Here is a 22364-nt window from a genome sequence, read left to right on the forward strand (position 1 = left end):
TGCTGCAAGTTCGCCAGTCGCCTGAGCGCGTGGCTTTTTTATTTGCCGAGTAGGGTGCGGGCGAATATCAGAGTGCCCACTCCCCAGGCACTATTTACCAGAAAACCGATAAAAAAACGTCCAGGCAATTGGCTTAAATTAAAGCCCATTCCTTTAAGCGGGAAAACAACAATTAGCGCTACTAATGTCAACGCAATGCCGCCAAAAAACAGGCCTTTTAGCCATGGCTGCGGCTGGTCTGCCTGCCAGCGGAAAACCGAGAGCATGACTATGCCCCAGACGCCACCCCAAAAGGCCGCAGAAAGTATCGACGGCACACCCAAAGGTGCGGTTTGCGCCATATTGAAAGGGGCGACCGGAACAATTCCGGCACCATGCAGAAGCCCTAAAATCGGCTGATGAAAGAAAATTACCGCAAGAAATCCGGCAACGAAGAACAGGCATAGGCGTAACATCGGAAACCTCATTGCTTGGTTGTGAGCGCATAGTTTTGTATAGCAGTTATGCTGAAAATAATTGTCTGCGCTTGTAATTAATTCAGCTTTTACAGCTCTATTGCCTAGATTAATTTTTGGAGTTTACTGTGCGCGCAATGCTACCTTTGCTGGATGATCTGGCTTTCCCGCCGATTACTCGTGGTGCGCTTGAAGCCCTGCAGATCAATTTAACCTACCTGTGTAATCAGCGCTGCTTGCATTGCCATGTGAATGCCGGGCCAACGCGCACAGAGGCGATGACTGACGACAGCCTGCAACTGCTGCATCAGGTGATCGACGCGCATCCTGTACATACCCTGGATTTGACTGGCGGCGCGCCCGAGATGCACCCGCGCTTTCGCGAAATCGTCACGCACGCGCGCCGCGAAGGTTTGCGCGTCATTGATCGCTGCAACCTGACCATTCTCAGCGAGCCCGGCTATGAAGACCTTGCGCAATTTCTGGCCGAGCTGCAGGTTGAGGTTACTGCTTCGCTGCCCTGCTATTCGCGCGACAACGTAGACAAGCAACGCGGTGACGGCGTGTTCGACGCCAGCATCATCGGCCTGCAAAAACTCAATGCGCTAGGCTACGGCCAACCCGGCAGCGGCCTCATTCTCAACCTTGTGTATAACCCGCAAGGTGCCAGCTTGCCGCCCCCGCAAGTGGCGCTGGAAGCCGATTACAAAAGCCATCTGGCGGAAGATTTCGGCATCGTTTTCAATCACCTGCTGACCATCACCAACCAACCTATTGCACGGTTCGGCAGCACTCTCGTGAGCAAGGGGCAGTTCAACGACTATATGCAGTTGTTGCGTGACAGCTACAGGGCCGAGAATCTGCCTAACGTGATGTGCCGCTCGCTGGTCAGTGTCGATTGGCAAGGTTATTTATACGATTGCGACTTCAACCAGATGCTTGACCTGCCGTTGGAAATTGGCGGGCAGGTTATTGCCCGCCAACGCCCGCACTTGCGGGACCTGCTCAATACCTCGCTGTCCGGAAATGCCATCGTTACCCGTGATCACTGCTTTGCCTGCACCGCCGGGCAAGGTTCCAGTTGTGCTGGCGCTCTCAACTCTTAAGGATCATCGCTATGCAACCCAACTCGGCTATTGGGCTGTTTTTCTGGGGATTTTTGTTGGTCTACGGCGTGCTGATGATCGTGTTGTCGCCCCGCGCGGTGACCGTCGGCGGCTTCTTCAACGGTGAGGACAATCAGGGACGCAGTGCGGCGCCGTGGTTACTGACGTCGAGCATTTTCATCAGCTGGATCTTTGCCAAGTCGGTCACCAATGCGGCCAATCTGGGTGCCAGTTACGGCCTGATTGGCGGTCTGGCGTACGCCACTTACTGGCTGTCGATTCCGCTGGCCGGGTTTGTCATTTATCGTCTGCGGCGGCGCTTTGCTGCGACCGGTCTGGTGAGTTTTCTCAGCAGCAACTACGGGCGTGGTGCGGCGCTGGCTTTCTCGGCGGCGATCTTGATTCGTCTGTTCAATGAAGTTTGGAGCAACACGGCGGTGGTCGGCGGCTATTACGGCGACTCCGGCAGTACCGAGTTCATCGTGGCGGCCTTGCTGTTCACCGCCGTCACGCTTGCCTACAGCCTGCGTGGCGGGTTGCGCAGCTCGATCCTCACCGACGCAGCGCAAGCGGCTATTTTTGTTGTCGCACTGATCTGGGTGCTCGGGCTGGTGCTGCCTGCGCATACCCCGCGCGAGTTGGCGAGCACCAGCCACTGGGCGCTCGACAGCGGCGTCGATCTGTTGCTGGTCGCGGGCTTGCAGATATTCAGCTATGGCTTTCACGACCCGGTGCTGACCGATCGCGGTTTTATCAGCGAAGAGAAAACCATGCGCCGCTCGTTCCTGATTGCCGGCGTGTTGGGTTTCTTCGCAATTCTGGCGTTCAGCCTGATCGGCGTGCATGCACAGCTCACCGGTTTGCCAGCCTCCGATAACGTGCCGGCGGCATTGGCGAAAACCCTCGGTGTGGGCGCCTTGATGGTCATGACCGTGGTGATGGTGTCGGCGGCGGGCTCGACCCTCGACTCGACATTTTCCAGCCTGGCCAAGCTGGTGGGCCGTGAATTGCCGCAAATGGCAGGCCGCGATCTCGGCCAGAAAGCCATCGGCGTCGGCATGGCCGTAATGATGGTGTTTGCCGTGTTGGGCAATCTGCCGATGATCGCGGGCACCGATATTCTCAAGGCCACCACTATCAGTGGCACCATGGTGATTGGTTTGGCGCCTGTGTTCTTGTTGCATGGTTGGGTTAAACCGACGCGCCTTGGTTTTCATCTGAGTTTCTGGTGCGGCATCGTTTTAGGTGTGGGCCTGAGTCTGGGCTGGGTGCCGCAAAGCTGGGCGATTGGCGATGGTAAGTACGCGCTGTTACTGGGCGTCAATCTGTACGGATTAATCCTCTGCACGCTGGGCTATGTGATCGCCGGCTGGTGCGCACCTTCCACTCAATCAAGGATGCTTTCATGACTACTCTGATCCCGCGTCAACCTGTGCCTGAACTCAATGTCTCGCTGATGCCCGAGGGCCAGTGGCAGCTGAATTCTCCGGCCCCCGAGCACTTCACTCTGCTGGTGTTTTATCGCGGTCTGCACTGCCCGCTGTGCCGTAAATCCTTGCAGGAACTCAATGGGCTGATCGAACGTTTCAACGCGTTAGGTGTGTCCGTGCTGGCGTTGTCTACCGACAGCCATGAGCGTGCGGAAAAAACTCAACAAACCTGGACTATCGGCAAAGTGCCGCTGGGTTATGGCGTGAGCATTGAAGAGGCACGTAACTGGGGCTTGTTTGTCTCGACCGGCAAGGGCGAAAAAGAGCCGGCGTTGTTTGGCGAGCCGGGGGTCTTTCTGGTGCGCCCAGACGGCACCTTGTATATGTCGGCGGTGAACACCATGCCGTTTGCGCGGCCGCATTTCGACGAGATTCTCGGTGCCATCGAATACGTCATCAACAACGACTACCCGGCGCGCGGAGAAGCCTGAGCATGAACCTGCGTGCGGGGCGTGATTGCCCGTTGGACTATCGCCTGCCGCCGCAGGTATTCAGCAGTTCCGCCAGCCTTGCGACCGATGTGTTGTACGTGGTCGGCGGGCTGTACGGCAATCGTCAGGCGTTGGCCGCGTTACAGCAGCGTCTGCAAGCCGAGCCAGCAGCGCGGGTTGTGTTCAATGGCGATGCACATTGGTTTGATCGCGATCCCGAGATTTTCATGGCCATCGAACAAGGCCTGCAGGCGCATCTCGCCCTGCGTGGCAATGTCGAAACCGAGTTGGGTCGCGACTCTGCCAGTGGTGCAGGTTGTGGCTGCGCTTATCCGGCCAGCGTGGACGACGCCGTGGTGAACCGCTCGAATGCGATCCAGGCCGAACTCAACAACACCGTGCAGGGCATCAGCGGCATGGCGGCCAGATTGGCGGCGCGCCCCGCAACTGCGCTGGTGACGGTGGGCGGTCGCCGCGTGGCGATCAGTCATGGCGATGAGCAGTCGCTGGCAGGCTGGAGTTGCTCGCGTGAAGCATTGGCCAGCGAAGCGCGCAGAGAACAGCTTGATCAGTGGTTCGAGACGCACAATATAGAGGTGCTGGCGACCAGTCACACCTGCTCGGCGGTGGCGCTCAACCTGCAACACGGCGCGTTGATCAATAACGGCGCCAGTGGCTTGCCCAATTTCAATAATGGCCGCTACGGCGTGATCAGCCGCATTGCCACGCATCCACATCCGGCGGCGTTGTACCGGGCCGAGCGTGACGGCTTGTTTATCGAGGCGCTGTCACTGAATTATGACCATGACGCATTTCTGGCCGATTTCGACCGGCAATGGCCGCACGCAAGCCCGGGCGCGTTGTCCTACCGAGCACGAGTACTTGGCGCGACTGAAGATACTCCTCAGTCCGCGCTGCTGGCAGGCTTCAGCCTGTGCCAGACCCTATGCGCACTGGAGGCGCTGGAATCATGAATAGCCGTAAATTAGTTCTGATGGGTGTGATTCTGGCGCTTATTGGCAGTTTCTTCGTTTTCGATCTGGGCCAGTATCTGAGCCTCGACGCCATCAAGGCCCAACAAGCAGCACTGAATGCACAGGTCAGCGCTGAGCCCTTGGTAGCGGCCGGTGTATTTTTTGCGGCGTACGTAGCTGTTACCGCTTTGTCGTTGCCGGGCGCAGCCTTGATGACCCTGCTCGGCGGCGCGTTGTTCGGCTTGCTCGAAGGCTTTGTGCTGGTTTCATTTGCTTCGGTGCTGGGCGCCACACTGGCCATGCTCAGCAGTCGCTTTCTGTTGCGGGACTGGGTGCAATCCCGATTCGGCAAACGCCTTGCGAGTATCGATCAGGGCATTGAGCGAGAAGGCGCGTTCTACCTGTTTGCCCTGCGTCTGGTGCCGATCTTTCCCTTTTTCCTGATCAATCTGGCAATGGGCCTGACGCGTCTGCCAACCCGCACATTCTGGTGGGTTAGCCAACTGGGGATGTTGCCGGGCACCTTGGTTTATGTGAATGCGGGGCGCGAACTGGGCCAGCTCGATTCGCTCAGCGGTATTCTCTCGCCAGACGTATTGGGCGCATTTGTGCTGCTGGGCATATTTCCGCTGATTGCGCGCAAGTTGCTCAGCATGATCAAGGCGCGTCGTGTGTATTCGGGTTGGGCGCGGCCGGACACCTTTGAGCGCAACCTGCTGGTAATTGGCGCAGGCTCAGGCGGTTTGGTCAGCGCGTATATTGGCGCGGCGGTAAAGGCCAAGGTCAGCCTGATCGAGAAGCACAAGATGGGCGGCGATTGCCTGAATACCGGCTGCGTGCCGTCCAAGGCATTGTTGCGTTCGGCCAAGTTGGCCAATGAGCTGAACAAGGGCGCTGCGCTGGGTTTCAGTGACGTCAGCGGGCGGGTGGATTTTGCCGCCGTGATGGAGCGCGTACAGCGCGTGATTACAGACATCGAGCCGCACGACTCGGTCGAGCGTTACAACGGTCTCGGCGTTGAGGTGATCACCGGCGAGGCAAAAATCACCTCGCCGTGGACAGTTGAAGTCAATGGCAAAACCATCAGCAGCCGCAGCCTGATCATTGCGGCGGGTGCGCGCCCGCTGGTGCCGAACATTCCCGGTCTCGATCAGGTTCGTGCCTACACCTCGGATACCATCTGGAGCCTGCGTGAGCAGCCGCGCTGGATGCTGGTGCTGGGCGGCGGGCCGATCGGTTGTGAGCTGGCGCAAGCCTTTCAGCGCCTCGGCAGTCAGGTGATTCAGGTTGAGCTGGATGAGCGTTTGCTGCCACGCGAAGACATCGATGCCAGTGAATTGTTGATGGCCAGCATGCGTGCAGATGGCGTCGACTTGCGCCTGCGCCACAAGGCCGAGCGTTTCGAGTGTGTGGATGGCGAACAACGCATGATCGCCCGGCATCAGGATACCGGCGAAGAGGTGATTATTGCCTTCGACTGTCTGCTGCTGGCGCTGGGCCGTGTGGCCAATGTGACGGGTTATGGCGCCGAAGATCTCGATCTGGTGGTACGCAAGAATGGCACGCTGGAAACCGACGAATACATGGCCACACGCTTTCCCAACGTGTATGCGGTTGGCGATGTAACCGGGCCGTATCAGTTCACTCATGTCGCGGCGCATCAGGCCTGGTACGCGGCGGTGAACTCCTTGTTCGGCGGCTTCAAGCGCTTCAAGGTTGATTATCGCGTTATCCCCTATTGCACCTTCACCTCACCAGAAATCGCCCGGGTTGGTTTGTCTGAGAACGAAGCCCGTCAGCAAGGTATCGAATTTGAGGTGACGCGTTACGGCATCGACGACCTTGATCGGGCCATTGCCGACGATGCCGCGCATGGCTATGTCAAAGTGCTTACCGAGCCCGGCAAAGATCGCATTCTCGGCGTGTGCATTGCCGGCGAACATGCCGGTGAATTGCTTGCCGAGTATGTGTTGGCGATGAAGCACAATCTGGGCATGAACAAGATTCTTGGCACCACTCACACGTATCCGACCATGAGCGAGGCGAACAAATACGCTGCTGGTGAGTGGAAGCGTGCGCATGCGCCGCAAGGCGTGTTGCGTTGGGTTGAACGGTTTCATACTTGGCGGAGAAGTTAATGCAAAAGCTGCTCTTGTCGCTGTTGCTGCTGGCGCCATTGGCGCAGGCACAGAACATGATTACACCGTGGGCGGGAAGTGCCGGCGAGAGCAGCTGGACGACGCCGTGGCGGGTTGCCGATATTCCTAAACTGCAACCGCCGCAGCGTTCTGTAGTTGATATCGATGGGCGCAATGCCTTGCAGATTCGCGCCGATTCGGCCGCTGGCGGGCTGTTGTTTCCGTTGGATTTACCCGGCGATAAAGCCTGGCAGCTGAGCTGGCAATGGCGCATTGATAAAACCCTCAAGGCTGCGCGATTTGCCACCCGCGAGGGCGATGATTACGCGGCGCGGGTTTACGTGCTGCTGGACTATCCGCTCGATACCTTGCCGTTTCTGACACGGCAAAAGATTCGTCTGGCGCGGACCTTTTACGATTCCAACTTGCCAGTTGCGACACTCAGCTACGTTTGGGATAACCGCGAAAAACCGGGCACTCATGCGCGCAGTGCGTATACCGAGCAAGTTGAGATGCGCGTGCTGCGCGGGCCTGAAACTGCGGTGCAACAGTGGCAAGAGGAGCAGCGCGATCTGCGCGCCGACGCAATTGCCGCTTTTGGCTCGGCGCCAAGCAAGATTCTCGGCGTGGTATTTGCCGCAGACAGCGATAATACCGGCGAGTCGCTGGTGAGCTATTTTGCCAAACCAGTGCTGCAGAACTCGGCGCCCTGAGACTGCGCGGCATCAGCTATGCTCGGCCGCGTACAGCGCAATAACGTGTCTAACCCCTGTGCCCCGGATATTCAAACGCTGAAACGCCTGGCGTTTGAGCAACGCGATGGAATGCTTTCATGACGCAATACGATCTGATACTGCTTGGCGCTGGTCATGCGCACCTTGGCGTACTCCGCCGCTGGGCCATGTTTGAGCGGCCGCAGGGGCGTATTGCGCTGGTCAGCGTTGGTCACCACGCCTGGTATTCGGGGATGTTGCCCGGCCTGATTAGCGGCCAGCATGCAGCGGATGATTGCCGTGTAGAGCTGGCGCCACTGTGCCGTGGCGCCAAAGTCGAGTTGATCGTCGATCAAGTCGCGGCGCTGCAAGCGGATACGCGTCAGGTACAACTCGCCAGCGGCGCCTGTTTGCAGGGCAAATGGTTGTCGCTGAACGTTGGTGGCGCGCTGAGTCAGCCCACGCAATCGGGCACTGCAATCGAGTGCCTTGCGGTCAAACCATTCGAGTCGTTTCTGCAAGGCTGGCAGCGTTGGAAGGACGATCCCGCGCCAACGGCAATCATTGGCGGCGGCGCGGCCGGTGTGGAGCTGGCGTTGGCCATGGCCCGCCACGTGCCGCATCTTGCACTGTTTTGCTCCGGGCGTTTGCTCAGTGGTCACAACGCGGGCCTGCACTTGCGCGCGCTCGGCCACCTGCGTCAACGACGGGTTAATGTTCGCGAATATTGCCCGATCAGCCATATCGAAAACGATCAGTTATTCAGTGAGCAGCAAGCGGTTTGGCAGGGCGCCAGAGTGTTGTTGGCCAGCGGCGCGGCGGCATTGCCGTGGCTGGCACAGAGTGGGCTTGAGTGTGATGCGCGCGGCTTCGTCAACATCGCGCCAACGCTGCAAAGTTTCTCGCACCCGCATGTGTTTGCCGTCGGTGATTGTTCAGCGCTGCCCGGCGCAATGCGCAGCGGCGTTTATGCCGTGCGTCAGGGCCAGGTACTGGCGAATAATCTGGCAGCGGTGCTTCACGGCACGCCGTTGCGCCGTTACCGGCCGCAACGGCAGAGCTTGGCTTTGCTGGCCACGGGCGATGGCGGCGCGCTGCTCGGCTGGCGCAACTGGAGTGCCGGTGGACAAATATTCGGGCGCTTGAAGGATTATCTCGATTACGGTTTTATCCGGCGCCACCAGTGGCAGGGCTGAAACGTAAGCCTGCGCGATATTGTTTAGTCTTAAGCTAACTAAACGTGCAGTAACTTCTATTTAACTTGCGTATCTGCCTGTGCGAGCCTGATGGCCATGAACTCGATTGCAGATTTTTACCGCGTGCAGCCATTTCCCTCGCCCTTGTGCGCGTGGAGCTGTCTGGTTGCCGACCGGGTTAATCCGCTGCTGCCGCAAATCCTCGCATTCTGGGCGCTTTGGCATTGCCGCCATGCGCGCCCACCAGACTCTCTCACCGCCTAGTCTTAGCCCGGTTGCACCCGCGACCTGGCGCTAATTGCCCCTGTTTTGGCTACCCGTCACTCCCAAAGAGCGGCTGGGTGATGCCTGTACCCATTATTCTGATAATAAAGAGAGTCACATGCACTTTGCGCCCATCGCAGAAGCCCAGGCGTTTCTCGCCAGTAATCCCGATATTGAAATGTTCGAGCTGTTCATCCTTGATGCCAACGGCGTCCCGCGCGGCAAGCTGTTGCACCGCGACGAATTGCTCGCGGTATACGCCGGTGGCCGACCGCTGCCGAGCACCATTCTGGGCCTGAGCATCAATGGTGAGGATGTTGAGGGCACCGGGCTGGTCTGGGATGTGGGTGATATCGACTGCCGCGCCTATCCGTTATCCGGGAGTTTGCAGCGCATGCCGTGGCGGCAGATTCCCACGGCGGCGGTGCAGGTCTGCATGCACCCGCAAGAAGGTATGCCGGCAACCGTTGCCGACCCCCGCCACTTGCTGGTCAAGATAATCGATCAGCTCAAAGCCGATGGCTACTATCCGGTCATGGCCTGCGAGCTGGAGTTTTATCTGCTCGATCAGAAACGCGACAGCAACGGCCACCCGCAGCCCGCACTGGACCGCAACGGCGAGCGTCCTCGTACCACCCAGGTTTATGGTTTGCACGAGCTGGAGCAGATTGAGCCGTTTCTGGCGGACCTTTATGCAGGCTGCCGCGAACAGGGCATTCCGGCGCGCACGGCGATCTCTGAATATGCGCCGGGACAGGTTGAAATCACCCTCGAACACGGCGGTGCGCTGGAGGCGATGGATCAGGCGGTGCGCTACAAACGTCTGGTCAAAGGCGTTGCGACCAAGCACGGCATGCAGGCCTGCTTCATGGCCAAGCCTTACGGCAAGATGGCGGGCACCGGCATGCACATGCACGTGAGCCTGGCCGACGCGCAGGGTAATAACCTGTTCGCCAGTGAAGATCCGGCCGGCACACCGCTGCTGCGCGAAACCGTTGGCGGCATGCTTGCTTCGCTGCTCGACACGCTGCTGTTCTTTTGCCCCAACGCCAACTCTTACCGACGCTTTCAGGCCAACAGTTATGCACCGCTGGCGCCAACCTGGGGTGTGGATAACCGTACCGTGAGTTTGCGTATACCCGGCGGCCCGGCCAATACACGCCACATCGAACACCGTATCTGCGGCGCCGATGCCAACCCTTATCTGGCGGCGGCTGCGATTCTGGCGGCTATGCATCGCGGTATTCGCGAATCGATAGATCCGGGCGAACCGGTCACCGGCAATGGTTATGCACAGGCCGGCGAAAAGTTGCCAACTGACTGGCTGGCGTCGCTGCGTGCACTGGAGCAGTCGGGTTGGGCACGGGATGCATTCGGGCCAGAGTTTTTGCGGGTTTATTTGGCGGTTAAGCGTGAGGAGTATCGCCAGTTCGCGGCCGAAGTCAGCGAGCAAGACTGGCGGTGGTATCTAACCACCACCTAACCGGGTGGGTGTGGAGACACTGAAAACTACTGCGCTTAGGGATTGCGGCGTTAAAAACGGACTTTGAATGCTCATTTACGTTTGTAAACTCCGCTTCAAAGTCCGTTTTTGCCTTGCACTCCCGTCGCTCGCTACGTTTTCAGAGGCTCCAGCGGGAATCGTGGTTGGGGGCGAGAGCGAGAGCAAAGGCGAGAGCGAAAGCGGAAGCGGGGGTAAGGGCAAGGGCGGGAGCAAGGGTAAGAGCGAGGGCGTTTGGGTGGCTTTTGGGCTTCGGCGGGATTTTTTTGAGAGTTTTGAGGCTGGGCCTGAGGGCTGGCTGAATTTTTTGTGAGGGGTTTTTATGAATGCTCAAGTTAATGGCGTGATTCCGGCGGCGGAGCGCTGTAAGTCGTATTACACCGCGACGCTTAATCAGGAGACTGATTATCCGACGCTGCAGGGTCAGGTCAGTGTTGATGTGGTGATTATTGGCGGTGGCTTTACCGGTGTTGCCAGTGCTGTCGAGTTGGCTGAGCGCGGGCTCAAGGTGGCGATTGTCGAGGCCAATAAAATTGGCTGGGGCGCGACCGGGCGTAATGGCGGGCAGGTGACGGGCAGCCTTTCAGGTGACGGTGCAATGCGTAAGCAGATGCGCAAGAAGCTGGGCGATGAGGTTGATGATTTTGTCTGGAATCTGCGCTGGCGCGGCCATGAGATCATCAAGCAGCGGGTCGAGAAGTATTCGATTAATTGCGATCTCAAGCATGGCCACCTGCATGCTGCTTTCAAGCCGAGCCATATGACGGTTCTGCAGGCCGATTACGAAGAAGCAGTGCGTCGCGGTATGGGCGCCGATGTGACCCTGCTTGACCGCGAAGGTGTCCGCGGCCAGCTGCAAACCGACCTGTATCAGGGCGCGATCAAGAACACCCGCAACATGCACCTGCACCCGCTTAATCTGTGCATTGGTGAAGCCAAGGCGGCAGAGAGCCTGGGTGCGTTGATTTTCGAGCACTCCGAGGTGCTGGAAATTGTTCATGGCGCTAACCCTGCGGTGATCACGGCGCAGGGCCGGATTGATGCCAAGCAGGTGCTGTTAGCGGGCGATGTGTACCACAAGCTGGAAAAGAAGAAGCTCAAGGGCATGATTTTCCCGGCCATGGGCGGCATTGTTACCACCGCGCCACTGGGCGAGTTGGCTGATCAGATCAATCCGCATGATCTGGCGGTTTACGATTGCCGCTTCGTCCTCGACTACTACCGGCTAACGGCCGACAAGCGCTTGCTGTTCGGCGGTGGCGCCAACTATTCGGGGCGTGATTCTCGCGATATCGCCGCCGAGCTGCGCCCCGGCATTGAGGCCACTTTTCCACAGCTCAAGGGGGTTGCCATCGACTTCCAGTGGAGTTGCGCGATGGGCATCGTGATCAACCGTATCCCGCAATTGGGCAAGCTCTCGGATAACGTCTGGTTCTGTCAGGGTTACTCGGGCCACGGTATTGCGACCACCCATATCATGGGTGAAATCATGGCTAACGCCCTGACTGGCACGCTGGAGAAGTTCGATACCTTCGCCGGTTGCTCGCACATCAAAGTGCCAATGGGCGATGTGTTCGGCAACCCAATGCTCGCGGTCGGCATGTGGTACTACCAAATGCTGGAAAAACTGCGCTAAAACTGCGAAATCTGCTGCAATCCATCCGCGTAGGTGGTTTATTTGGAGGTGTGCGATCGTGCACCTCTAATAATGCAGCAGGTTTTTTGCCATGAAAACGCTCGAACAACACCTCGCCCAATACGCGGCTTATCACCGTGATCGTCGTAACATCATCAGCCACTTTATTGGTATTCCACTGATCGTTCTGGCCGTGGCTATTGTGCTTTCGCGCCCCGGCTTTGAGTGGGCGGGATTGTGGTATTCGCCTGCGCTGGTCGTCGCCTGTGCGGCAAGCCTGTTCTACTTGCGGCTGGATATTGCGCTGGGTGTTTTAATGACCTTGCTGCTCGGCCTTTGCGTGTATACGGGCGCGGCACTGGCGCAACAATCCACTGCGCAGTGGTTGGGTTGGGGGCTGGGTTTGTTCGTGGTCGGCTGGGTGATTCAATTTGTCGGGCATTACTTTGAGGGGCGTAAACCGGCCTTTGTCGACGACATCATGGGTTTGGCAGTTGGCCCGCTGTTTGTCGTGGCCGAGGCCGCGTTTCTGCTGGGGCTGTGCAAGGATCTTGAGCGCTCGGTGGTTGCCAGCGCCGGGCCGACCTGCATTCGTAAAGCCTGATCAAGCCGCGGGCCGGCGCCAACCGGCCCGCACAGTTTTACTGCATGGCCATCCAGTTTTGCGTGAGAACACGGCTGTGACGATCTACGGTGATCGGCGCGAAAGGTCGGCCTGAGACGCTTTGCAAGGTGTTGCTCTTGCTGTTCATATCAGTCAACGCCGCTTTCAAATACTCCCAGCGCGCGTGCAGTTTCAGCGCAGCAGGGGTGTCGGTCTTGGCCAGTTTGGCCAATTCCTGGTCGATATCCGGCACCAGTTGGCGTTCATCCTGACCGAGGTAGGTGTCCGGTTGCTCGCGCGCGATCTCGAAAGTCCCCATGTATGAGCGGCTCAGGTACTGCACGCTGAGGTATTCGATCTTTGCGGGGAGTTCGCTGTGCGCCTCGCTTGGTTGCTGGCGCGCGGCGTGCAGAAACTCGCGCAGCGATTTGCTCAGGTCTTCCGGGTAGCGCCACGGAACGTTTTCGTCGCCCGGCCCGTAGCTCACGCCATTTTGCAGCTGCGTCACCAGCGCTGCATGGCTGGCTGTGAGTTCAGCACTGGGCTGCTCGACCTGATTCATGGCTGCTGCCAGCGCGGCGAGGTCGCTATCAAGGCGTTGTTTGTGTACTTCTTGAAAGCCTTCTCCACGCAGCAGAAGCAAGCTGCTGGTGGCCCGAGAGGCATAGATCTGAATTTGCTCCTGGGGAATGATCTCAGCGGCAAATGTTTGCGGGGGCAGCCAGGCGATGAAGCCGACAATTGCTATCAATAGCTTTCGGTAAAACGAGGTTAAGCGCATTCCGGGGGTGCTCCTTATTATTTTTGTGAGCATTGCGGATGTATCGGGTGTAACACGTTACCCAGCCTCAAGGGTACCTTGTGGCCGCGCGGGTAGAATTACTCCAAAGAGTGATTTTAGGCAGTTTATTGCAATCGGCACGGCGAAAAACGCCAACCTCATCGCAGCTGTTGTGCAAAGTGGGCGGTTTTACTGTGTTACCGGTTGTGCCTGGCGGCCACGATTGGCGCGGGATTGCTCAGTCCGCGGCGCGGATTGGGCTGAGCTCGGGCTCGGCCGGTTCGCTGGCGAATACACAGCGGTTGCGGCCTGCACGCTTGGCGTCCAGCAGGGCGGCATCGGCGCGGTTGAGGGTTTGCGAGTAGCTTTCTCCCGGGCGGTGTTCGGCAACTCCAAAGCTTGCCGAGACGCTCAGGGTTTCAGTGCTGACGCGCACGGAGAGGGATTCCAGGCCGCAGCGCACACGCTCGATAACGGGTGCGACATCTGACAAGTGTGTGTCTGGCAGCAAAATCAGAAACTCTTCGCCGCCCCAGCGTCCGCACAGGTCATAGGCGCGGATCTCGGCCTGTAAAACCCGGGCGATTTCTTCGAGCATGCGGTCGCCGATATCATGGCCCCAGGTGTCGTTAACCTGTTTGAAGTGGTCAACATCAACCATCGCCAGAACAAACGGCTGCTTGAGCCGTACCGCACGGCCCACTTCTTCCTTGAGTCGCTCAATCAGCATGCGCCGGTTGGCCAGCGAGGTCAGCGGGTCACGGTTGGAGGCTTCCTGCAGCGCCAAATTGAGATCGCGCATCATCTGCTGATAGCGGTCAGATATGCGTGCTACCTTCTCCAGCTTACGCAGTTGCTTTTGGTAACGTTCCGACAGCGACAGGTTTTGCTCGCGTGCCAGCGACTGGTAACCATCCGAGATTCGCGCGATGCGTTCCAGACGATCGAGGCGTTCTATATTCTGCTGGTGCAGGCGCTCAAGTGCGGCGTGCAGCGGATGACCCTGATACTCAGGTTCAGCCAGCAGTTTTTCGATCATTTGGTCCAGTTCGCGTTCGCGGCTCATGGGTTTACTCTTCGAATGCCAGAATGGAGAAGTCGAAGGTGCAGTCTTCGCGGAATTCTTCAGCCAGTTCCGCCACGCGCTCGTTGCGGTTGTCGTAGTGCCAGTTGACGCTGACACTGCGGCCTTGCTGGTGGGCATCTTCGAGCAGGTCGAAAATGTCCATCATGGCTTTGATCGAGCTGGTGTTGAGATACAGCAAGGTCAGTTCAAGCTTGAGCGGGCGCGCTTCGTCATTGAGATAGCGTTCAACCCACTGGATGACCTGATCAAACAACTCGAACGAGTTTTCAGGGTAGGAATCACCCTGCATCGCCAAGATGCCAGTTTGCCAATCGCCCTGAATCGCAGGGGTCGACTGGGTACTGGGAATGTTCAATTCACTGGTGTTCATGTCCTTCAACTCCCTGTCAGATCACTGCACTGAGGCTAAAGAAGGCTTTGCCATCCGTTTGCTCGTGCAGGCTGGCCCGCAAGCAGGCACTAGATTTACGCGCTATGTCCAGCAAGCCGAGGCCGGCGCCACTGGCGGCACCTTCAGTGCGCGGCTTGCGCAGTTGTTCTTTGTAGGCCGCCTTGAGTTGGGCTTTGTCCATGCTGGCCAGGGTTTCGACGAACGCGACCAACTTGCGCCCATCCTCCAGCATGACCAGATTGCCGGATGAGACAACGTAATGGTTGTCTTCGTCACGGGCGATGGCCACGGTTGCCGAGGCGTCCTGTTCGTTAAAGCCTTGCTGGGTGGCATAGTGCCTGATGTTTTGAGTCATTTCGATGTAGACCCCAAACACATCCATGGCCGCTGATGGCTTGGCCTGGTCGGCTTGCAGATAGTTACGCAATGCAGTGCCGATTTCCTCGATCAAGCTGCGCGAGATCGGACCGTTGAAGCAGAGCATGACGCGCTGCCGGTTGTAGGCTTCGCGCATTGCTAACAGGTCTAACGATTCCATAGGAGCCCCTTGGTTGGTGAGCCATTCGGCTCAAAGCCTCTCACCCGATCACTGCTCTGGATCAAAGCGAAAAGACAGCACGGTAATATCGTCGCGTTGTGGCAGCTCGCCCTGATACTCAGCCAGCCGGCTGGCGAATACTGCATATTGTTCTTTTAACGGCAGCCGAGCATGTTCGCGCAGCATCTCGGTAAAGCGCCGGTTGCCAAAGCCAAAGCCCTGTTCGCCGCCTGCCTGATCGAGAAAGCCATCGGTGCACATGTAGTACGTCCAGCCCGGATGCAATGTCAGTTGGTGATTCTGATACTCGCCCTGACGTTTGTCGCCAAGCGCCCGACGACCGCCATGCAGCTCTTCGACGGTTTCGCCGTCGCTCGCATATAAAGCAATCTTTGCGCCACTAAACAGCAATCGGCTGCGCGAACGGTCAAGCCACACCAACCCTGCGTCGGTATTGGTCGCCAGCGCCCGTGACAGCACGGCATCCCCGAGCATGCCGCGCAGCGCGAGGTCAGTTTCACGCAAGATCGCCGCCGGGTCCTGTTCGCCCGCCACATCAATTGCGTGGTCGATTGCGGCGCGTGCAAGCATGGTCATCAACGCGCCGGGCACGCCGTGGCCTGCGCAGTCGAAAATGCCCAGCAAATAGCCATCCTGATTCTGCCGGTACACATAGAAGTCGCCGCCGACAATGTCGCGCGGCTTCCACAGCACAAAGTGCTCATCGCCCAGTGAAGCGCCGAGTTGGCGGTCCGGCAGAATGGCGCGCTGTATCAGGCTGGCGTAATCGATCGAGTCATCGATCTTCTTGTGCGCCGCGATCATTTCGCGGTTGGCTTTTTCGAGTTCCTGAGTGCGCTCCAGCACCTTGCCTTCCAGCTCGCCGGTGTGGCGACGCACCTGATCACTCATGCTCGCAAAGGCTTTCGACAGCTCACCGATTTCATCTTCGCGCTGAGACGTAATCGGTGCGTCGTAATTACCGCCCGCTATCGCTTTGGCGCTTTGCTGGAGGTCTTTCAGCGGGCGAATTACCAGGCCTTCTACCGCATAGCCAAAGCCCAGCAGCAGCACACACATCAACGCGGCCAAGCTGATTATCAGCAACCACAACCAGCGTTGGTCGATGAGGTGGGCGGCGTTAAGGTTGACTGATGTCAGAACATACCACTGCAGTGGTTCGATATAGCTGAGCGCCAACAAGCGCGGCTGGCCCTGAATCTCGGCGTGCAGGGTTTGCACTCGCGTTGGCTCGCGCTGGGCCTCGGCCATGGCTTTACGCAGTGCCGGGCGGTCGGTTTCGTCGGTTAGCAGGTCGTACAGCTGCGTGTAAGCCGGGTGTGCATCGCTGCTGACCTGGATAATGCCGTTGCTGTTGATCAGCATCGGCTCCACGCCCGGCTCCAGATCGCTGAGAATGGCCTTGATGAACGGTTGCAGGTTGAGATCGCTACCGGTCATGCCCAGTAAATTGTTCTGCGCGTCACGTACCAGCACGTTGAAGCGCACTTGCAGGGTTTGATCGCGCTCGTTCTGCGAGACCAGCAACTGATAATCGTCGGAAATGTTGCGGGCCTTGAAGTACCAGGCGTCGGCGGCACTTTCCGGCCCCAGCTTGTAGCGGCGGATTTGGCTGACCGGGCTGTCGGGGGTGTTCGAGTAATAATTGCGCGTCGCGTCGACTACAACGAAGTAACTCTTGTCGAGAAATTCGCTGCGAAAGCCTTCGGCTTCATCAAAAAAACGCGTGCGTTTAAGTGAGCTGCTTTCATCTTGCAGCCATTGGCGGGTGCCCAGCGAATGGGCAAGACGCTGTGACAGCGCCAATTCGCGGCTGATTGGCGCAGCAATATGTTGGCGGTTGAGCTGGGTCAGATTGCGTGCGTAGGCTTCCGCAGAATGATCGCGGATATCTTTCATCGCCCCCCAGCCGAACAGTAATGCCGGTATCAATGCCACTACGCAAGCCAACAGCAGTGCAACCGCCGACTTGCTGCGCAACCCCCAACGAGCGCCCATGCACAACATCCCTTGTTTCATAACCGACTTCTGCGGGCCGGATCTGTGACCCGCATTGTGCCGCTGCTTGGGAATACAGGCAAACTTATGCAGTGGCTAAGGGCCGCCAATTGTCGGCACAGCGAGAGCCACGTCACAAACTGCATCATTCGAAGGCAGGCGCTATTGATTGGCGAGCAGTGAAACCGACTTGATTTGTGCCCACACCTGCTGGTGTAACTGAATGCCCAGCAGGTTGAACGAGTAGCGGGTGATACGCGCAAGAATTTGCTGACTGCCGACGGTCAAAGTGACCAGAACCTGCGCCTGATCCTCAAGCATTACCCAGCCTGCAACCGTTGCAGGCAACAGGTTGAGCACGCTGCTGTCCTCGGCACGGCTCAGGCTGAGGCTGATGTCGCGGGCTTTAAGCTTAACCCTCACCGCGCTTGCGGAGGCCAGTGGGGCGTGAGTTATTTGCAGCATGACCGGGCTATTTTCCAGTTGGATATGCAGCAACTGGTATTCGCTGTCGTAATGCTTTACCACGCCATCGACAACCGACTGTGCATCGTCGTCATGCATAAAGGGCAAGTTGGCGTTGAGCAGGCTCTCCTTGAGCGGCCCGCTGCTTGCAACGCGCCCGTCTTGCAACACCACCAAATGGTCAGCCAGCCGGGCGACCTCATCGGGTGCGTGGCTGACATACAAAATGGGGATGCGCAGCTCCAGGTGCAAGCGTTCAAGATAAGGCAGCACCTCGGCTTTGCGCTTCAAGTCGAGCGCCGCCAGCGGTTCATCCATCAGCAATAATTTGGGGCTGGTCAGCAGGGCGCGGGCGATTGCCACGCGCTGGCGCTCACCACCGGAAAGCTTGGCCGGCATACGCGAGAGCAGATGGCCGATACCCAGCAACTCGACGGCTTGCGCCAGCGGCACTTCGCGCTGTGCTTTGGCTATGCGCTTGAGCCCGTATTGCAGATTGGCCTCGACAGACAGGTGGGCAAACAGATTGGCATCCTGAAAGACATAGCCAATTGGGCGTTTGTGCGTGGGCAGAAATATTCCCCGGCTGCTGTCCTGCCAGCATTCTCCGTTGACTACCAGCAAGCCTGCATCGGCTTGTTCAAGCCCGGCAACACAGCGCAGGCAGCTGGTTTTTCCCGAGCCCGAATCTCCGAACAGGCCAGTAATTCCCTGACCGGGTAGATCAAGGTCTACATCAAGGCTGAAAGCGCTGTAACCCAGCTTGAAGCGCGCCTTTATTTGTCCGTTCGCCGCACTCATTGCCAGCCCTGCTGTGTGCGGCGGCTGGAGTAAAGCGCCAGCAATATCACAAACGAGAACAGCAGCATGCCGCCTGCCAGCCAATGTGCTTGCGCGTATTGCAGCGACTCGACGTGGTTGTAGATCTGCACCGAAACCACCTGGGTTTTGCCCGGAATATTGCCGCCAATCATCAACACCACACCAAACTCGCCAACGGTATGGGCAAAGCCAAGAATCGCTGCGGTGATAAAGCCGGGGCGGGCGAGCGGTACGACCACGCTGAAAAAACAGTCGCGCGGGCTGGCACGTAAAGTAGCCGCCGCCTCAAGCGGAGCATTGCCGATAGCCTCGAAGGCGTTCTGCAGCGGTTGCACGACAAAGGGTAATGAATAAAACACCGAGCCAATCACCAGTCCGCTAAACGTGAAGGTCAATATTCCAAGGCCAAGGCTCTCGGTGAGCTGCCCGAAAAAACCGTTCGGGCCCATGCTGATCAGCAGATAAAAACCGATTACCGTCGGTGGCAATACCAAGGGCAGGGCGACGATGGCGCCGATTGGTTTTTTCAGCCACGAGCGGGTGCGCGCTAACCACCAGGCGATTGGCGTGCCCAGTAACAGCAGCAGCACGGTGGTCAGCGAGGCCAGCTCCAGCGTCAGGAGAATCGCGCTGAGGTCATCTTTGCCGAGGGGCATGGGTTAGCGTCTCATGCTCATATTTTATAACCGTAAGCCTTGATCACCTTGGCGGCTTGCGGGCCTTTGAGGTATTCGAGCAAGGCCTTGGCGGCCGGGTTGGCAGCGCCTTTGTTGAGCAGCACGGCGTCTTGCTTGATGGGCTGGTAATAAGACTCAGGTACTGTCCAGGCCGAACCTTGCGTCAGCTTGCCGTCTTTGGAAACCTGCGACAACGCGACAAAGCCCAGTTCGGCATTGCCGGTCGAGACGAATTGCAGGGTTTGGCTGATGCTCTGGCCGACCACCAGTTTGTTTGCCAGCTGTTCGCTCAAGCCAAGTTTGGCCAGGGTCTGTGTTGCAGCAAGGCCGTAAGGGGCCGTTTGCGGGTTGGCGATGGCCAGATGATCGAACTGGCCACGTGTGAGTACATCACCTGCAGCGTCTATCTGATCGGCTTTGGCCGACCACAACACCAACGTACCGGTGGCGTAAGTGAAGCGCGAGCCGGCAACCGTGGCCCCTGCGTCTTCAAGTTTTTTCGGGGTGCTGTCATCTGCCGAGAGGAACACTTCGAACGGCGCGCCGTTGTTGATTTGCGCATACAACTGGCCGGTAGCGCCGTAAGCAGCAACCACCTGATGGCCGGTGTCGTGGCTGAATTGCTCGGCAATGGCTTGCATCGGCGCGGTGAAGTTGGCTGCGACTGCAACCTGAACCTGGTCGGCCAACGCCGTGCCGGAGAGCAGCAAGCCGATAACGCTGAGTAGAGTTTTTTGCATTGCCGGGTCCTTGTTCCGAGTCTGTTGCTGCGACAGAGAGTAGGACTGGATTCTAAGTAGCGCTATCTACTTTTGTATATAGCGATTTGTTGATTTATTACTTACGCATCGACACGGGTAGGCTGTGGACGTTTTGCCTGGGCTCAGGCGTTGGCTTTGCGCCACACGCTTGCGAGCCAGGGTTGTTGCTCGCGGGGTAACCCGGCAGGGCGATAGTAATGCTCAAGCTCACTGAAGTGCGCCGCCTGCATCAGCTCACGCCAGTGCGTCAGGTCGTAATACGCGCCGTAGCGCTCAGCGTTCCATCCTTCCTGATTGTCACCGCGTGGGTTGGAGCTGAATAGCACGCCACCGGGTTTCAGCGTGGCATGCAGTTGGCTCAAAACACGCGGCAGGGCTTCGCTGGGAATGTGGAACAACACTGCATTGGCAAACACGCCGTCAAAGCGCTCGGCGGGAAGTTGCAACGCGAGAAAATCTTGCTGCCAGGCTTCGCATTGGCTCTCGGTGCGCGCCATTTCAACAAAGCTTGCCGAGCCATCCAGGCCAACCGGGTGATGACCGAGTGCGCGAAATGTACGCAGGTCACGGCCCGGTCCGCAGCCTAAATCGAGAATTTGCAGCGGCGCTGGCGCGTCGATGTGGCGCAGCAGGGCCGCAATATTCTGGCTCACGTCATGGTCACGTGTGCCATCGCGAAACGCTTCGGCGCGGCTTTCGTAATGGCCGATGGTCGAGGCGCTGATGAGGGCCAGTTGTTGCGGGGTGAGCGGCATGCGAAATAAGCCTGACGGGCGTGGATGTCTGATTATCGTAACTCAGTGCTGGTGCGGCAGGTAATGTGCGGCGGGTTAAGACTTGTAGACTCTCGGGATTCAACCGCGCTAACTCTCAACGCGTACCAAGGCGCCAAAGGGGCGGCAGTATTGTTCAGTTGGCGTTGGTCAAGGTCAGTGGCGGATGCCCAGAAACTCACCTGACTGAATTGCATTCATCATCTGTTAACGCCAACGGCGTAGGTTAGGTTGCGTTGTTGCAGGTTCTTTTAAGCTGCACGCAACGTCATCGAACGATATACCGCTGTTACCGACTCCGCTATGTTGGCGGAATCGGTAGCGGGCTTTAACAGGGCAGGGCATGCGCGACAGTATTAATCACGACCGGGGTTGCTGGTCGGTTTTCCTGATATTTCTCAAGCTGGGACTCACCTCATTCGGCGGGCCGGTGGCGCACCTCGGCTACTTTCGCGAGGAGTTCGTCAGCCGCCGGCGTTGGCTCAGCGAACACAGTTACGCCGACCTTGTTGCCTTGTGTCAGTTCTTGCCGGGGCCGGCCAGCAGTCAGGTCGGGATGGCGCTGGGTTTGTCGCGTGCAGGTTATGCCGGGGCGCTGTCGGCCTGGGCAGGCTTCACGCTGCCATCGGCCATCGTGCTGATTCTGTTTGCGCTGGGTATCAGCGAATACGGCGAGCTGGTTTCAGGCGGTGTGTTGCATGGCCTCAAAGTTGTTGCCGTGGCGGTTGTGGCGCAAGCCGTTTGGGGGATGGGTAAGAGCCTGTGTCCGGATTGGCCGCGTAAGTTGTTGGCTGTGCTGGCGGCTGCTTGGGTGTTGCTGGTGCCCTCTGCGTGGAGCCCGCTCGCCGTTATTTTGCTGGGCGCTGTGGCCGGGCTGTTATGGCTGCATCCGACGGCAAAAGACAGTAGCGATGAGTTATCAGTGAGCGTCAGCCCGCGTGTGGGCGTGCTGTGTTTTGCGCTTTTTCTGGTCTTGTTGCTGGGTTTACCTGTGCTTGCTTACAGCGTGAGCGGGCAGGCGCTGGCAATGATTGACAGTTTCTATCGCGCAGGCGCGCTGGTGTTCGGCGGTGGCCACGTGGTGTTGCCGCTGTTGCAGGCCGAAGTCGTCGGCCCCGGCTGGGTCTCCAATGATGTATTTGTCGCGGGCTACGGTGCAGCGCAGGCCGTGCCTGGTCCGTTGTTTACCTTCAGTGCATTTCTCGGCGCATCCATGAACAGTTCGCCGACCGGTTGGCTTGGCGGGCTTATTGCGTTGCTGGCGATTTTTCTTCCGTCATTCTTGCTGGTGGCAGCGGCGTTGCCGTTCTGGCAACAGGTGCGCAGCAACGTGCGCGCACAGGCCGCGCTTGCCGGCGTGAATGCGGCAGTGGTCGGCCTGTTGCTGGCAGCGCTGTATCAGCCGGTCTGGACCAGCGCAATCGAGCAGCCGGCCGATATTCTGCTGGCGGCTGCTGCGCTGCTGGCCTTGATGTACTTCAAGCTGCCAGCGTGGTTGGTGGTCATTGGCAGCGCGTTAATCGCCGGCGTGCTGGCCTGACC

Annotated in this window: 21 protein-coding genes; 11 read left to right on the forward strand and 10 right to left on the reverse strand. The window is 58.3% G+C overall.

Going from position 1 to position 22364, the window contains the following annotated elements; genetic code table 11:
• Window positions 1-38 precede the first annotated feature (38 nt).
• The gene (locus tag PMYSY11_RS00975) at window positions 39-455 is read right to left on the reverse strand and encodes a hypothetical protein (RefSeq protein WP_069902235.1); all 417 of its coding nucleotides are present in this window, start codon (window positions 453-455) and stop codon (window positions 39-41) included.
• Between the two features lie 137 nt (window positions 456-592).
• Between PMYSY11_RS00975 and arsS the strand changes: the two genes are divergently transcribed.
• The 10 genes from arsS to PMYSY11_RS01025 all read left to right on the forward strand — a co-directional run bounded on the left by arsS (window position 593) and on the right by PMYSY11_RS01025 (window position 12508).
• Complete coding sequence (arsS, locus tag PMYSY11_RS00980; protein WP_197737985.1) at window positions 593-1561, forward strand: arsenosugar biosynthesis radical SAM (seleno)protein ArsS; 969 nt, start codon at window positions 593-595, stop codon at window positions 1559-1561.
• Window positions 1562-1572: 11 nt separating this feature from the next.
• The gene (locus PMYSY11_RS00985; RefSeq protein ID WP_069902237.1) at window positions 1573-2970 is read left to right on the forward strand and encodes an SLC5/6 family protein; all 1398 of its coding nucleotides are present in this window, start codon (window positions 1573-1575) and stop codon (window positions 2968-2970) included.
• Window positions 2967-3482 carry a redoxin domain-containing protein gene (locus tag PMYSY11_RS00990; RefSeq protein ID WP_150548067.1) on the forward strand — a complete coding sequence of 172 codons (516 nt, stop codon included), beginning with the start codon at window positions 2967-2969 and terminating at the stop codon, window positions 3480-3482. The genes PMYSY11_RS00985 and PMYSY11_RS00990 overlap by 4 nt, the downstream gene beginning before the upstream one ends.
• A 2-nt stretch (window positions 3483-3484) precedes the next feature.
• On the forward strand, window positions 3485-4456 hold the full coding sequence (locus PMYSY11_RS00995) for a hypothetical protein (protein WP_150548068.1): 972 nt from the start codon (window positions 3485-3487) through the stop codon (window positions 4454-4456).
• A complete protein-coding gene (locus tag PMYSY11_RS01000) occupies window positions 4453-6594 on the forward strand; it encodes an FAD-dependent oxidoreductase (protein WP_150548069.1) in 2142 nt (713 codons plus the stop codon). The genes PMYSY11_RS00995 and PMYSY11_RS01000 overlap by 4 nt, the downstream gene beginning before the upstream one ends.
• On the forward strand, window positions 6594-7307 hold the full coding sequence (locus PMYSY11_RS01005) for a DUF3047 domain-containing protein (RefSeq protein ID WP_090514376.1): 714 nt from the start codon (window positions 6594-6596) through the stop codon (window positions 7305-7307). The genes PMYSY11_RS01000 and PMYSY11_RS01005 overlap by 1 nt, the downstream gene beginning before the upstream one ends.
• Window positions 7308-7426: 119 nt before the next feature.
• Window positions 7427-8503: an FAD-dependent oxidoreductase gene (locus PMYSY11_RS01010; protein ID WP_150548070.1), complete on the forward strand. Its 1077-nt coding sequence runs from the start codon at window positions 7427-7429 to the stop codon at window positions 8501-8503.
• Between the two features lie 382 nt (window positions 8504-8885).
• Window positions 8886-10250: a glutamine synthetase family protein gene (locus PMYSY11_RS01015; protein ID WP_150548071.1), complete on the forward strand. Its 1365-nt coding sequence runs from the start codon at window positions 8886-8888 to the stop codon at window positions 10248-10250.
• Between the two features lie 340 nt (window positions 10251-10590).
• Window positions 10591-11904, forward strand: coding sequence for an NAD(P)/FAD-dependent oxidoreductase (locus tag PMYSY11_RS01020; protein ID WP_150548072.1), 1314 nt, complete (start codon window positions 10591-10593; stop codon window positions 11902-11904).
• 91 nt (window positions 11905-11995) lie between these two features.
• Window positions 11996-12508: an Mpo1 family 2-hydroxy fatty acid dioxygenase gene (locus PMYSY11_RS01025; protein WP_150548073.1), complete on the forward strand. Its 513-nt coding sequence runs from the start codon at window positions 11996-11998 to the stop codon at window positions 12506-12508.
• Between the two features lie 37 nt (window positions 12509-12545).
• Here the strand turns inward: PMYSY11_RS01025 and PMYSY11_RS01030 are convergent, their stop codons facing one another.
• The 9 genes from PMYSY11_RS01030 to PMYSY11_RS01070 form a co-directional block, all read right to left on the reverse strand.
• Entirely contained in the window at window positions 12546-13289 is a 744-nt protein-coding gene (locus tag PMYSY11_RS01030) for a hypothetical protein (protein ID WP_150548074.1), read from the reverse strand.
• Window positions 13290-13527: 238 nt separating this feature from the next.
• Window positions 13528-14355, reverse strand: coding sequence for a biofilm regulation diguanylate cyclase SiaD (gene siaD / locus PMYSY11_RS01035; RefSeq protein ID WP_204881719.1), 828 nt, complete (start codon window positions 14353-14355; stop codon window positions 13528-13530).
• 4 nt (window positions 14356-14359) lie between these two features.
• Window positions 14360-14746, reverse strand: coding sequence for a biofilm regulation phosphoprotein SiaC (gene siaC / locus PMYSY11_RS01040; RefSeq protein WP_069902249.1), 387 nt, complete (start codon window positions 14744-14746; stop codon window positions 14360-14362).
• Between the two features lie 16 nt (window positions 14747-14762).
• Complete coding sequence (gene siaB / locus PMYSY11_RS01045; protein ID WP_069902250.1) at window positions 14763-15305, reverse strand: biofilm regulation protein kinase SiaB; 543 nt, start codon at window positions 15303-15305, stop codon at window positions 14763-14765.
• 48 nt (window positions 15306-15353) lie between these two features.
• Window positions 15354-17324 carry a biofilm regulation protein phosphatase SiaA gene (gene siaA / locus PMYSY11_RS01050; RefSeq protein WP_150548075.1) on the reverse strand — a complete coding sequence of 657 codons (1971 nt, stop codon included), beginning with the start codon at window positions 17322-17324 and terminating at the stop codon, window positions 15354-15356.
• 162 nt (window positions 17325-17486) lie between these two features.
• Complete coding sequence (gene modC / locus PMYSY11_RS01055) at window positions 17487-18590, reverse strand: molybdenum ABC transporter ATP-binding protein (RefSeq protein ID WP_150548076.1); 1104 nt, start codon at window positions 18588-18590, stop codon at window positions 17487-17489.
• Window positions 18587-19267, reverse strand: coding sequence for a molybdate ABC transporter permease subunit (gene modB, locus PMYSY11_RS01060; protein WP_069902252.1), 681 nt, complete (start codon window positions 19265-19267; stop codon window positions 18587-18589). Before modB ends, modC begins: the two co-directional genes overlap by 4 nt.
• A 17-nt stretch (window positions 19268-19284) precedes the next feature.
• Window positions 19285-20028: a molybdate ABC transporter substrate-binding protein gene (gene modA, locus PMYSY11_RS01065; RefSeq protein WP_150548077.1), complete on the reverse strand. Its 744-nt coding sequence runs from the start codon at window positions 20026-20028 to the stop codon at window positions 19285-19287.
• A gap of 143 nt (window positions 20029-20171) precedes the next feature.
• Window positions 20172-20804, reverse strand: coding sequence for a class I SAM-dependent methyltransferase (locus PMYSY11_RS01070; protein WP_150548078.1), 633 nt, complete (start codon window positions 20802-20804; stop codon window positions 20172-20174).
• Between the two features lie 361 nt (window positions 20805-21165).
• Between PMYSY11_RS01070 and chrA the strand changes: the two genes are divergently transcribed.
• Window positions 21166-22362, forward strand: coding sequence for a chromate efflux transporter (gene chrA, locus PMYSY11_RS01075; protein WP_150548079.1), 1197 nt, complete (start codon window positions 21166-21168; stop codon window positions 22360-22362).
• Window positions 22363-22364: the final 2 nt, after the last annotated feature.

This window comes from Pseudomonas marincola (genome assembly GCF_900682675.2).
Taxonomy (GTDB): Bacteria; Pseudomonadota; Gammaproteobacteria; order Pseudomonadales; family Pseudomonadaceae; genus Aquipseudomonas; species Aquipseudomonas marincola.